Source organism: Paenibacillus allorhizosphaerae, from assembly GCF_042659105.1.
Classification (GTDB): Bacteria; Bacillota; Bacilli; order Paenibacillales; family NBRC-103111; genus Paenibacillus_G; species Paenibacillus_G allorhizosphaerae.
Genome location: NZ_JBHSRV010000001.1, coordinates 1,462,093 through 1,475,721, shown reverse-complemented (window position 1 = coordinate 1,475,721; position 13,629 = coordinate 1,462,093). Strand labels below are relative to the sequence as shown.

At 52.7% G+C, this 13,629-nt stretch carries 10 protein-coding genes; 7 read left to right on the top strand and 3 right to left on the bottom strand.

Annotated elements, in window-relative coordinates; genetic code table 11:
• Positions 1-187: 187 nt before the first annotated feature.
• The 3 genes from ACFQI7_RS06525 to ACFQI7_RS06515 form a co-directional block, all read right to left on the bottom strand.
• A complete protein-coding gene (locus tag ACFQI7_RS06525; protein ID WP_218098466.1) occupies positions 188-2,014 on the bottom strand; it encodes an ABC transporter ATP-binding protein in 1,827 nt (608 codons plus the stop codon).
• On the bottom strand, positions 1,998-3,752 hold the full coding sequence (locus ACFQI7_RS06520) for an ABC transporter ATP-binding protein (protein ID WP_218098465.1): 1,755 nt from the start codon (positions 3,750-3,752) through the stop codon (positions 1,998-2,000). The genes ACFQI7_RS06525 and ACFQI7_RS06520 overlap by 17 nt, the downstream gene beginning before the upstream one ends.
• A 288-nt stretch (positions 3,753-4,040) precedes the next feature.
• A complete protein-coding gene (locus ACFQI7_RS06515; RefSeq protein WP_218098464.1) occupies positions 4,041-4,904 on the bottom strand; it encodes a helix-turn-helix transcriptional regulator in 864 nt (287 codons plus the stop codon).
• A gap of 182 nt (positions 4,905-5,086) precedes the next feature.
• Between ACFQI7_RS06515 and ACFQI7_RS06510 the strand changes: the two genes are divergently transcribed.
• The 7 genes from ACFQI7_RS06510 (at position 5,087) to ACFQI7_RS06480 (ending at position 13,627) form a co-directional block, all read left to right on the top strand.
• The gene (locus ACFQI7_RS06510) at positions 5,087-6,415 is read left to right on the top strand and encodes an ABC transporter substrate-binding protein (protein WP_218098463.1); all 1,329 of its coding nucleotides are present in this window, start codon (positions 5,087-5,089) and stop codon (positions 6,413-6,415) included.
• 241 nt (positions 6,416-6,656) lie between these two features.
• On the top strand, positions 6,657-8,024 hold the full coding sequence (locus ACFQI7_RS06505) for an MATE family efflux transporter (RefSeq protein WP_218098462.1): 1,368 nt from the start codon (positions 6,657-6,659) through the stop codon (positions 8,022-8,024).
• Between the two features lie 147 nt (positions 8,025-8,171).
• Positions 8,172-9,275 carry an SGNH/GDSL hydrolase family protein gene (locus ACFQI7_RS06500; RefSeq protein ID WP_218098461.1) on the top strand — a complete coding sequence of 368 codons (1,104 nt, stop codon included), beginning with the start codon at positions 8,172-8,174 and terminating at the stop codon, positions 9,273-9,275.
• A 275-nt stretch (positions 9,276-9,550) separates the two neighbouring features.
• Positions 9,551-10,195 (top strand): chromate transporter, encoded by a 645-nt coding sequence (locus ACFQI7_RS06495; RefSeq protein WP_218098460.1) that lies wholly within the window; start codon positions 9,551-9,553, stop codon positions 10,193-10,195.
• A gap of 17 nt (positions 10,196-10,212) precedes the next feature.
• On the top strand, positions 10,213-10,749 hold the full coding sequence (locus tag ACFQI7_RS06490) for a chromate transporter (RefSeq protein WP_329958217.1): 537 nt from the start codon (positions 10,213-10,215) through the stop codon (positions 10,747-10,749).
• Positions 10,750-10,779: 30 nt separating this feature from the next.
• Positions 10,780-11,757: a formylglycine-generating enzyme family protein gene (locus tag ACFQI7_RS06485; protein ID WP_218098459.1), complete on the top strand. Its 978-nt coding sequence runs from the start codon at positions 10,780-10,782 to the stop codon at positions 11,755-11,757.
• Between the two features lie 313 nt (positions 11,758-12,070).
• On the top strand, positions 12,071-13,627 hold the full coding sequence (locus ACFQI7_RS06480; RefSeq protein ID WP_218098700.1) for a spore germination protein: 1,557 nt from the start codon (positions 12,071-12,073) through the stop codon (positions 13,625-13,627).
• The last annotated feature ends 2 nt before the right edge of the window (positions 13,628-13,629 follow it).

Below are 13,629 nucleotides of genomic sequence, written 5' to 3'. Positions count from 1 at the left end.
ATTTTGAGCTATCCCGAGCAATTGGCCGCAGGGATGCTGGCGCTGGAATGCGGGCACTATGCCGAAGCCGCCGACTGGTTGCCGCGGCGAGCCAAGAGAGGCCATCAGTGAGCGCTAATCGTAGAAACGACAAAAAAGCCATTACGGCCTGCCGAGACGGCAAGACGTAATGGCTTTGCGGTTTCGATCAGCTTGCGCCTAGCGCATGCTTACCTTGCGAGTGGCGGTACAGCTGCTCGTAGTAGCCTTCTTTGGCAAGCAGCTGCGAATGCGTGCCTTCCTCAACGATGCGTCCCTGACGCATAACGATGATGCGGTCCGCCTGCATAATGGTCGACAAGCGGTGAGCGATCACTAGCGTCGTTCTTCCTTGGGAGACGACTTGCAGCGCTGACTGGACGAGCTGCTCCGTGTGGGAGTCCAGATTGGCGGTAGCTTCGTCGAGTATGAGTATTTTCGGTTCGAACACGACGATTCGCGCGAACGAAATCATTTGCCGTTCGCCGGCGGACAGTCCGCTGCCGCGTTCCGACAGCCGGGTGTCGTATCCGTCCTTCAGCCGCGAAATGAGCGCATCGGCACCGACAAAGCGGCAAGCCTCGATGACCGCTTCCCGAGAAATGCTCTCGTCGAACAGCCTTACATTATCGACGATGCTGCCGGAGTACAAGTACGGTTCCTGCTGCACGAGGCCGATCATCCGGTGCAGCGTATGCTGCGGAATGTCCCGGATATCCGTACCGTCGATCTGGATACTGCCTTTCTGCACCTCGTAGAACCGGCACAGCAGACTCATCAGCGAGCTTTTGCCGGCGCCCGTCGTACCGACAATGCCGATCATTTCGCCCGGGCGAATGTGAAGATCGAGATCGTGAATGACCGGCGCATCCTCCGAATAGCCGAACTTGATATGGTTGTAATCGATGCGCCCTTTGACGGAGCGCAGGTCGACGGCTTTCGGCTGCTCGGCGTCCTTGATTTGCGGATCCATCGAGAAAATGCGCCATAACCGGTCCATCGACACCATGGTGGATTGAAGCGTATTCCACTGCTGCGTAATGTTGTTGATCGGTTGGAAAAACTGGCGAATATACGTGATGAATGCATACAACACCCCGAATTCGATGCTTTTGGCGAATACGGCCATGCCGCCGATCCATACGATAAACGCGATGGACAAGTTGCCCAGCAGATCAAACGAGCGGTTGAACAAAACATTCGTCGTTACTTCCCGAATATTGGCGCGATAATACTTTTTATTCCGGTCGGTGAACTTATTCGTCTGTTCGCTCTCCTGATGAAACGCCTGGATCAGATTCATCCCCGCCAAGTTTTCGGCTACGAAAGCGACGAGCCTGGACAACTGCGTCCTTGCAAGCTGATACGTCTTGCGGATATACGAGCGGAAACCGATCGCAATGGCGGCGATAATCGGAATGAGCAGCATGCTGTAGGCTGCAAGCGTCGGATCAAGATGAAACATCAGCAAAATGATGAAAATTAACGTCATGCCGTCGCGGATCAAGCTCAGAAACACTTGCGTGAAAAACTGGCTGATCGTTTCGGTGTCGCTCGATACGTGCGTCACCAGGCTGCCGCTTTGAAACCGGTCGAAGAAGGACATCGAAAGCTTCGATATATGCTCAAACAAATCTTTGCGAATACGACCGACGATGCTTTGACCGGTAAATTGGAGCAAATTGTTTTGCAAGTAAGTGAAGGTCAGCCCGATCACGGATAGCGCCAAGTAAACGCCGCTGATGATGAGGAGCATCCCGAAATCATTTTTGCCGATCAACAAATTGTTGTCGATGGCGATCTTCACCAAATAAGGCTGCAGCAAATCGGCTGCGATGGCGAGAAACGTACAGAAGAAGATGATCACAAACTTCTTCCGGTGCGGACCCGCGTAGCTCATCATAGCCCGGAATGCGGCCCGGCGGTTCTCCGGGCTGATCTGATAGGAGGCGCTGATTTCCTCCTCCTGCTGGATCGGACTATTTTCCTTCGGCATAGCGTGTCCCCTCCTCCTGGATCGAGTAGAGGGAAGCGTAAAGGCCATCCTCCGCAAGCAGCTGCGCGTGGGTGCCGCGCTGTACGATGGTTCCCTCATCCAGCACGATAATTTCATCGGCGTGCTTCAGCGCACTGATCCGGTGCGCGATAATAATCGTCGTTTTGCCCTTACGGCCCAAACGAATATTTTCGATGATTTTCGTTTCCGTTACGGCATCGACGGCGCTTACGCTGTCGTCGAGGATCAGAACGGGAGCGTTCTTAATGAAGCCGCGCGCCAGCGACGTTCGCTGCCGCTGTCCGCCGGACAGCGTAATGCCTCGTTCGCCTAGCCGCGTCTCGAATTTTTCCGGAAATTCGACGATGTTGTCATGAATTTGCGCCTGCTTCGACGCTTTTTCCACGTTGGCGAATTCCGTTTGTCTGTCATAGAAAGCGATATTGTCGCGTATGGTCGTGCTGAACAGGAAGCCGTCCTGCGACACGTATGCAATTTGATTGCGCAAGCTCGCAAGCGTAGCCTCTCGAATATCGACGTCGCCGATCTTGACCGTTCCTGCCGGAGGATCATAGATGCGGAGCAGCAGTTTGACGAGCGTCGTTTTGCCGCTGCCGGTTTTGCCGATAATGCCCAACGTTTTGCCCGGCGGAATATACAGGTCGATATCGTGCAGCGCTTCCTCCTTTGCGTCCGGATACGCAAACGTCAAACCGGAGATTCGAATGCCGGCGCCTTTTGCTTCGAGAGGCAGAGCATGCTCGGCTTCCTGAATTTCCGGTGGGATCGCAAGCAGTTTGTTAATGCGCTCCAGCGAAGCGCGCGACCGCTGCATCGTATTGATAACGTTGCCAATCTGCTGCAGCGGGTTCACGATCATTCGCAGGTACAAGGTGAGCGATACGAAATTGCCGAGCGTAATTTGTTTTTGAATCGTTAAATATCCGCCGAGCGCAATCGAGATGATGAGCGATAACGCACCCAAAAACGGGAGCAAAGCCTGAAATAGGGAGGACATCCGGACAAGCTTTACTTGGTTTTCTACAATGCGGTCGACGGTCTCGCCGAAGCGGCCGCGCATGATGCTCTCCACGGCGAATTTCTTTGTTACGCGGATGCCCCCGAACTGCTCCTCTGCCGATTCCGTCATCGTGGCCAGCGATTCCTGCACTTTCTTGGATCGTTCGCGGATTTTCGGCCCGAAGTAAATGACCGTCCAAGGGATCGCCAGCATCGGAAGAACGCAGATGACGATCAAGTACAAAGGAATCGAGCTGAGCAGCATCATGACGATAACGGATATGATCATGATGACCGAGTTGGTCGTGTGGTTGATGCCTTGGGAGATGGCATCCCGCACGTTCTTGACATCGTTCATGACGTAGCTGAGCAGCTTGCCGACACCGTTTTTCGAGTAGTAGCTTTCTCCCAGCGTGGTGAAGTGCTCGAACAATTTTTTTCTCGTAAAAAATTCAAACAACCGCCCCATACGCATAATCATATACTGTCCGAATCCGCCTAGCACGCCGTATCCAATCCCGATCGCAAGTAAAATCATGGCGTAGTTCTGAATGACGGGCGGTGAAATGCCCGCCTTCTGAAGATCGTCGGTAAAATTACCGAGCACCCTCGGATAATAGGATTGCGTAATGTTGGCGAGCGCGATACAGGCAACGGCCAGCAAGTAAAAATACCAATGCGCTTTTACATAATCTGTCAGCAATCGCGGGTCTTTCAATAGCATCCCCATCCCGTTTTTATATGATGAATCATGGTCTCAAAAACATATTATACTTCGGCAACCTAAATATTTCATCCGTTCACGTCAACGGTAGCGTTGATATTCAGGTTTAAATCGCGGTATTTATTCAGAATATAAGCCAGACCCAAACTTTTCTTCCGATGTCTCCATATTCCAACATATATGAAGCGTTAGCACGATTAGGCGAATATCGGACAATGGAAAAGTTTCCCGTTAGGGGAGGAGGCCCCATAGAAGGGAACCGGCGAAGGCGCACCCACACGGTTATTGCTTATGCTGCTGCCGGTATCGAAAAGGCGATATGCCGGTGTGCTTGCGAAACAGGCGGAAAAAATAGTTGTAATCGTGAATGCCGACCTTTTCGCTGATTTCCTGCAGCGTTAGGTTCGATCGCTCGAGCAGCTGCTTCGCTTGCTCCATGCGCAGCCGATTCAAATATTGCACAGGGGTGAGGCCGGTATGCTTCTTCAAGCATTTGGACAAGTAGTCGATATGGTAATTGAGCCGGCTTGCCAGCGCTTCGAGCCGAAACGGTTCCTCCATGCGGGCTCTCAAGTCTTCGACGACCAGCCGGCTGATCTCATGGGACCGCGTGCCGGACTGGGAACGGACCGCTTTTTGCAGCAGCATGAAAAATTGGGCGGACAATGCTTGCAGCGGCAGCTGGTTTTCAAGCGTAAATCTCCGCTTGCGCCTCACGATTTCTTCGAGAAGCGGAACGGTCGCGTCGGGATCGAGTACGGCCATTTTCGGGATATACATGAATTGCTCGGCAGGCTCGTGATCCCAATGGTTTTGCGAAGGAAGCATCGAATTCCACTGTATCTCTTCGCCGGGGACCGTTCGAACCGGAGCGGGATGCTTGAAATGCAAATAATAAAGCTTCGTTCCGGGAGGGCATGCCCGGTGCCCCCAATGCCGCTTGAACGGCTCCAATACCAGAAGGTGATTCGCCTCGAGATTGTACTCTTTCCCATCCTCGGTCATGTGAAACGAGCCTTGCGTAACATATAGGATATCGTACAGTGGAAAGCTTCGTTCAAAATGAGTAAACCCCCGTTCGTACTGCAGACGGTTTGCTGTAATGAACTGAGGAAGCGGCGGGATCGACAGCTCCAAATTGTCCATAAAAAATCACCTCATCTTATTTTTCGCAAACGTTTGCATTTAATGCAATCCCCTATTTATCAACAACCTGATTTTGTACTATAAGTAGTCGGTATATTACATAGGTTACGTTGGTTGAATATGTTTTAATGAATACATTGGTCGTTGTGAAAGCGCTTCAAAACATAGTAGAGGGTGGTCTTATGAAAAGAAATCATTGGAAACTCGCAATATCGGGATGCGTAGCACTGTCGGTCATCTCGGGCTGCGGCGGCGCCGAGCCCGGAACGACGAAACCGGTCGCGTCGAATCCGGCGGACGGGCCGGTCAAGACGGAGCCTGCGACGATTCGCTTTGCCGTAAGCAACAATATGTTCACCGAAGAAGACTTCGCCAAGTATGTGGCGGAGCCCGTCAAGAAAAAGTATCCGCATATTACAGTAGAACGCATCAATACATCCGACAAAGGCAACAGCTTGACCGATCTGGTGGCGGCGGGCACTGTTCCCGACATCGTCGGTCTGTATCCGGGCAACCTGTCGCAAATTAACGATTTGAACATGACGTTCAACATTGAGGATTTGATCAAGAAGCACAAATTCGATACGGGCCGAATCGTTCCGGAAGCGTTGGAAACGGTCAAAATCGCCAGCAACCAGAAGTATCTGGTCGGGTTTGCCGCTTATCATAATCCGTTCGGCTTGTTTTACAACAAGGATTTGTTCGACCGAATGGGTGTACCGTATCCGAAGGACGGCATGACGTGGGAAGATGTGAGAGACTTGGCCTCGAAACTGACCCGGCTTGATAACGGGACACAATACCGCGGCGTCTACGCCGACTTCTTATACCGCGGAGCCCGTCAGCTGAGCTTGCCGTATGCCGATTTCAAAACGAACAAATCGCTATTGAATACGGACCAGTGGAAAGAACTGTTCCAGCTGTGGAACAGCCTGTATGACATTCGCGGTTTGACCGAGGGAGACTTCAAGACGCTCAATTACGGCAAAAACGAGCAGGCGTTCATCAAAGGCGAGCTGGGGATGCTGGCAGGTTACAGCAATACGCTCAGCGCGTTGAAGAAAGCGCCCGACTTGAAGTGGGAGGTCGTCACGTATCCTTCCAATAAGAAAGCTCCGGGCGTTGGGCACCGCGTCGACAGCCCGGTATTGTCCATCACGACGCAAAGCAAGGCGAAGGACGCGGCCTTCCAGGTACTGGAGACGATCCTGTCGGATGAAGTACAGACGGAAATGGTGAGGAACGGCAGAATGACGATTTTGAATTCGCAGAAGGTAAAGGACGAGTTCGGAAAAGGAATCACCGAATTTAACGGGAAAAATTTGATCGCGCTGACCAAACCGAAAATGGCCGTGATTACCCCGATTCAGTTCCTGAACGAGGGCGAAGTCGACAAAATTACGAGCAAGGCGTTCCAATCGGTCGTGAGCAAGGAAAAGGACATCAATACCGCGCTGAGAGATGCAGACGAAGAATTGAACAAGCATATCGAAAGCCAGCTTAAAAAATAGATGAAGCCTCATCTCCCCGGATCAAGTAACAAGCGGGCGGTTTAACCAAATCCGCAGCGATCCTGGAAAAGGCTGCATGTTCCAACCGCGCGCCAATCGTTGGCGCGCGGTTTGCGTTATCAGTCGATCGGGTGAGAGCAAAAATGCATATGTCTCCGTAAAAAACGACATTGTCATTGTCCGGTTCCGGTTGGTACACTGATACAATGAATCGGTGAAGGTGAGCGGAGGAATTCACACCATGCAGTCGGAAAAAAAATTAACGCTTTGGGCGCTCGCGTGGCCGATCTTCATTGAAATGTTTTTGCAGTTTTTGCTCGGCACGGCCGATACGCTGATGGTCAGCCATATTTCGGACGATGCGGTGGCGGTCGTCGGCATATCGAATCAATTGTTCCAGGCGGCAACGATATTGTTTATGACCGTCGCTGCCGGAGCGGGCGTGCTGATCGCGCAAAATCTTGGTGCAGGCAAACGGGAGGAGGCGCGGATCGCAGCGATCATTGCCGTAAAGGTCTCGCTGTATATTAGCGCCGGGTTGAGCGTGCTGTTGTTCGTGTTCGCGGAGTTCGTGGCCAAGCTGCTGCAAATTCCCGACCCGCTGCTGCCGTTGGCGCAATCGTATATTTCGATCGTCGGCGGCGGAACGATCTTTACCGCAGCGATGGCTGCGCTCGGTTCGGTCATCCGCAATACGGGGAATACCCGTGGACCGATGTTTATCGCCATTGGCATGAATGTCGTGCATGTGCTGCTGGGCTATGTGTTCATATACGGGGCGTTCGGATTTCCGCAGCTCGGATTGACCGGAGCGGCGGTATCGACGCTTGTTAGCCGGCTTGCCGCTTCTATCGTGCTGCTGCGGCTGTTTTTGTACGCGTTCGAGCGAAAGGTAGAATGGCGCGATTTTCAGCTGTTCGACCGGTCGTTGTTCAAAGATATATTGCGGCTCGGATGGCCGATGGGAGTCAACTCGGCTTCCTGGTTCGTGACGCAGCTCGTCATATTCTCGTTTGTCGCGATGCTGGGAGCGAAAGAGCTTGCCGCGCGGACGTACATGAATACGATGGAATCGTTTTGTTTTTTGCTCGGGTATTCCGTCGCGATGGCGGCGCAAATCCAGATTGCGTATTTGTTCGGCGCCGGGGACAACAAGGAGGCTTACCGGAGCGCTTTTCGAGCTTTGGGGCTCGGACTGCTGATCGTCATTCCAGGCACGCTGCTGCTGTATGCGGCAGGTGGCAACGTGCTGCACCTGTTCACTGCCGATGCGGAAATCGTAGCGCTCGGCGTATCGCTGCTGGCAGTGAACATTATTCTTCAGCCGGGCAAAATGTTGAACATGGCGATCAACGGAGCATTGACGGCTGTAGGCGATACCCGCTTCATTATGATCAACGGCTTGCTCTCCATGTGGCTAATTGCGACAGGCCTTTCGTACTTGTTCGGCATTCGGCTGGAGTGGGGACTCATTGGCATTTATATCGGGATGATCATTGATGAGTATACGCGTGGCGTTATCGTTCTGATTCGCTGGATCAAACGGGCGCAGCTAACTCGGCGGAAGCGGGTTGCGTCCGAGTCGTCGGATATGTCTGCATCACAGTAACAAGAAATAGGTAGGAAGCCACCGACAAACGCCGTCTTGGACGGCATTTGTTTCGTGCTGATACATTGGCAAGATCGGGTAATCGCTTTACAATGGTAGTGTAGACTCGGTCGTGACCGATGACGAAATGAAGGAGGACATACTGCTATGACCCGCTCTCATGGAGGCGTAGATCCGACGAAGTTGGATGCAAACATGCGGCTTACTGCTGCAAGCGATACCACGCTGGCGTGGAGGTCGCCGCTGGAGGAACCGTTCCGATTGTGCGGATTCCCGTGGCTGGAGAAAGACCGTGTGTACCGCAGACTGCCCGTTTCCCCATCCCACAGCCTCAGGCCTGCCGTCGATTCACTTGCGAACTGTACGGCGGGAGGACAGATCCGGTTCCGGACCGATGCCGCATCCGTCGTATTGAAAGCGGAACTGGCCGGCCCGGCAAACATGTACCATATGCCGTCCACGGGACAATGCGGCTTTGACTGTTACATCGGTTCGTTTGGGGAGCAAGCTTTCGTTGGCACGACGAGAATGAAGCTGACGGAAACGACGGTGGAGTACCCGCTGTACGAGTTGAAGGGCGTTCCACGAATCATGCGGACCGTGACGATCCATTTCCCGCTGTACCAAGGGGTAAAAAGCGTCTGGATCGGCCTCGATGCCGATGCGGCCGTTGAGGCGCCGGAACCGTTTATTGACGATCGCCGAATCATCTTTTACGGGACGTCGATTACGCAGGGCGGCTGTGCTTCGCGCCCAGGCATGGCGTTTACAAATATATTAAGCCACCGCTTTCATCGCGAGTTCATCAATCTCGGTTTTTCCGGCAACGGCAAAGGCGAGCCCGAGCTGGCGCATTTGATCGCTCAAATCGAACGTCCGGCGCTGCTGGCTCTCGATTACGCTGCCAACGTAACGGCGGAACAATATATCGCCACGCTGCCCGAATTTATTCGCATCTACCGTTCCGTTCATCCGGATACGCCGATTTTGGTCATTTCGAAAAACCCGTATGCGCAGGAACAAATCAACACGGCTATGCGGGAAAGACGAATCGTATGCCGCGATTTCGGACGTGAGCTTGTCGAAAAGCTGCAGGAGGGCGGGGACCGGAACATCGCGTTTCAGGACGGCGACGTTCTGCTCGGCGAAGATTTCGAGGAATGCACGGTGGACGGGTCGCACCCTAACGACCTCGGTTTTAGAAGGATGGCGGACGGATTGACCCCGATCCTGCACGCACTTTTGCCTTAATAATCGCTGAGTGTCTATGATGAAATAGCTTTAGCCGCTTGTCTCAGGTGAAAACTGGGATAGGCGGCTTTTTTTGCGAACTAAATGTCACTATGAACAAAACTTATAATTCCTATATGAATATGGACATTAAATATTGCCATTTATTAGGCTATAAATAAACATGTGACGATTCATAAAGGAAATTGATAGGTTCATTGTAGAATAGTTTATTCCATTTCGAAATAAAGTGCGTTATACTGGAAGTAGTACAAGAGGAAAGGGCGGGATACTTTATGAAGCTCACCAAGCTGAAACAACTATGGAGCATCTTTACGGTGTTTCTCAAAATATCACCGGCCACTTTCGGCGGCGGCTATGCGATGATTCCTATCATTGAAAGAGAAGTGGTTCATAAGAAACAGTGGCTCGCCGCCGATGAAATGTGCGACGTATTGTCCATTTCCGGTTCGGCGCCGGGGGGGATTGGCGTGAATGCGGCGGCGTTTGTCGGCTATCGCCTTGCGGGCGTCGGAGGCGCAGCTGTTGCCGTCCTCGGGATCACGTTTCCAACCTTCGTGATTGCGTTCCTACTGAGCCTCGTCTTCTCGATGTTCCAGCATCATCCTAAGGTTGCCGCGGCACTGGACGGCATCCATGCGGCCGTTGTGGCGCTGATTCTCATAGCGGCTTACCGGATGGCCAAAACGGCCGTATTCGATAAAACGACGTTTGCCACGATGATCTGCACGCTTGTTCTGCTGCTAAGCGTTCCGGTTCATCCGCTTTCCGTCATTTTGTTCGGGCTCGTGGTAGGCATCGTTTTCATTTACGTCAAAGAAAAACTCGGCATGGCCGTCAGGCTCGATAAGAACGACGGCGAGGTTGCTACGGTATCCGGTTATGTATATCCCGATTATTTCATTGCCGACGGAATTTAAGAGAGAATGGGGGTGCAATGATGCTGTGGGATTTGTTTCTTTCCTTTTTCAAAATCGGGTTCATGTCATTCGGCGGCGGCTATGCCATGGTGCCGGTCATCGAGCACGAAGTCGAAGCTCATGCGTGGTTAGCGACAGATGTTTTTGCCGATACGGTATCACTCGCGGGAATGGCGCCTGGGCCGCTGGCGACGAATATGGCGACGTTGGTCGGGTTCAAGATTGCAGGTCTAGCCGGAGCCGTCATTGCCACGATCGGCATGGTGCTTCCTTCGCTACTTGTTATGATAGCCATCGCGGCTTTTTTTTATAAGATTCATCGCAACAAATGGATTCGTGCTTCGTTTTATGGCTTGCGGCCGATCGTAACCGGTCTGATCTTATTCGCCGCGATCCGTTTCGGACAGTTAGGTATGGACGAGGGCATCATTACATGGCATACTTTGATTAGCGTTCTCATTACAGGCGGCGTCCTCGTGGCGGTGCTGAAATATAACGTTCCGCCGATCGCCGCGATATTATTGTCCGGCCTACTCGGCATCGCTCTTTTTTAATAAATCATCGAGCAAAGCGAGGCGCATCCTATGTCACATTCCAACAATGACAAACCGTCCTGCTGCTCTACAAGCAGAGGCAGCGTTACGGCATCGATTGCAGGGTTTACCGGTACAAGCGCCTTCGAACGGGAGCAGGTCAAAAAGCCTTCGAAAGAAGATATGATCCTTTTGCCGGGAGGCTCGTTTCTGATGGGTACGAATGACCGGGAAGGGTTTCCCGCCGATGGAGAAGGGCCGGTTCGTACCGTAACGCTGCGGCCCTTTTACATCGATCCGTGTACGGTAACGAACGAAGAGTTCGCGCAGTTTGTTCAAGCTACGGGATTTGTAACGGAAGCGGAGCGATTCGGCTGGTCGTTCGTATTTCATTTGTTCGTGTCGGAGGAAACCAAGAGCACAACTTCGAATGCTGCCATGCAGACGCCATGGTGGTACGTTGTGAACGGCGCGGACTGGCGGCATCCCGAAGGACCGGATTCCGGGATAGAAGATCGCTTGGATCATCCGGTCATCCATGTCTCCTGGAACGATGCGGCTGCTTACTGCGCATGGGCGGGCAAACGACTGCCTACGGAAGCGGAGTGGGAGTTCGCCGCGCGGGGCGGCCTTGTACAAAAGCGCTATCCGTGGGGGGACGAGCTGAAGCAGGGCGGAGAACATCACTGCAATATATGGCAGGGCAAGTTTCCGGACAAAAACAATCAGAGCGACGGCTACGCCGGAACGGCACCCGTGCGCACCTATGGCCCGAACGGGTACGGATTGTACCAGACGGCAGGCAACGTATGGGAGTGGTGTTCGGACTGGTTCCATCCTTCTTATCATGTACACGCGACGAAAGAAAACCCGGCAGGGCCTCCTTCGGGGGATTCGCGCGTACTTCGCGGCGGCTCGTACTTATGCCATAAATCGTACTGTAATCGTTACAGAGTGGCTGCGCGAAGTAAAAATACGCCGGACAGCTCAACGGGCAATATCGGTTTCCGCTGTGCCGCCGATGCGTAATAATGCATATTCCAAAAGCTTGACCCGATATGGAGGGTCAAGCTTTTTTTTGCAGCCGATCCGGCATTCGTAGCTGAAATGTAACAAGCTTCATCGTATATGCCCGCGATCCCGGATAGCTTCGACTTATATAGTCTGCCGGCTCCGTCCAGATCCTGTTTTGCTCACTCCCACGATTACTTGTGAAATGATGCATGAAATGACGTTTTTTGGAAACAGTAAGGGTACATCTTATCGCAAATAAGGGGAGCGTATGGGAATTTTCAGAAGGTGGCTGCAAAACCGTGCTCCATTTAAGCGAAAAAATGACGCTATGCAGCATGATGGCGGCGGAACGGTCGAAGCTGGGCCGCTTTCTGCGAGCTTGGAGGCCAACCTTCAAACGGTCCATTCGCGGTTGGGAGCAAGTCCGGATGTTATTATCCGGAAGATGGTTCTTAAGCAAGCAGGCGGTATGCAGATTGCCATGATGTATATTGACGGTCTGGTAGAAACCCTTTCCATAAACCATATGATTGCAGAAATATCCAAATTAGCCGAATTGGAATTTCCGGAGCCCCGGAGTCCTGTCGGCTTTTACCGCTTCCTCAAAAATTACGCGTTAGCGGCGGGGGCGCTGGAGGAAGCGCGTTCGTTGAACGATGTAATGAGCGCTATGTTTAACGGGGAAACGGTTATTTTATTGGATGGCTGCAGCACCGCGCTTACTGCCGCAACGGCAGGCGGGGAGAAGAGGAGCGTAGAAGAGCCGAGCTCCCAAACGGTCATTCGCGGACCGAAGGAAGGCTTCATCGAAAGCTTAAGGACGAACACAGCGCTGATCCGGCGCAAAATCAAATCGCCTGATCTGCGGATAGACGCCAAGATTATCGGAAGGAAAAGCCGGACCAATGTTGCCGTCGTCTATTTGAAAGGAACCGCCAACGATAAAGTGGTTGAAGAGATCCATAAACGTCTGGACTCTATTGATACGGATAGCATTCTCGAGAGCGGATATATCGAAGAATTCATTCAGGACGCAACGTACACGCCATTTCCTACCGTCATGAACACCGAACGTCCGGATGCCGCTGCCGCAGGCATTTTGGAAGGCCAGGTCGTCATTATAGTCGACGGAACGCCGTTTGTCCTGATTGCTCCCGTCACCTTTTTTAAATTTTTCCAGTCGAGCGAGGATTATTATCAGCGCTTTGACATCGCCTCGTTCTTGAGGCTGATCCGTTTCGGGTCCTTTATCGTATCCATGCTGCTTCCGTCGTTGTATATTGCCATCACGACTTTTCATCAAGAAATGCTTCCGAGCACATTACTGATCGGCCTCGCTGCCCAACGGGAGGGCGTGCCTTTTCCTGCTCTCGTCGAAGCCATGCTGATGGAGCTTACGTTCGAGGTGCTGCGCGAGGCCGGCGTTCGAATGCCGAGAGTGATCGGGCCGGCGATATCGATCGTAGGCGCTCTCGTTCTGGGGCAAGCCGCCGTGCAGGCGGGTTTGGTCTCGGGGGCCATGGTCATCGTTGTCTCGTTCACCGCGATTGCGAATTTTGTTATTCCGGCGCTCAATATGGCTACGGCGGCCCGTCTGATCCGCTTCTCGCTCATGATTCTCGGGGCAACGCTGGGATTGTTCGGCGTCGTGTCCGGTTTGATGGTGATGCTCATTCATATGGCAGGCTTACGTTCCTTCGGGATTTCATACTTGCAGCCGGTGGCACCGCTTGTGCCGGGCAATCTGAAGGATATTTTTGTACGCGTCCCTTGGTGGAGGATGAATACCCGGCCCCGTTTGTTCTCTCCAAATGTGGTAAGGGAAGGAAAGCATCAGAAACCGTCGCCGCCATCGCCGCCGCAAAACAACGAAACGGACTCATAGGG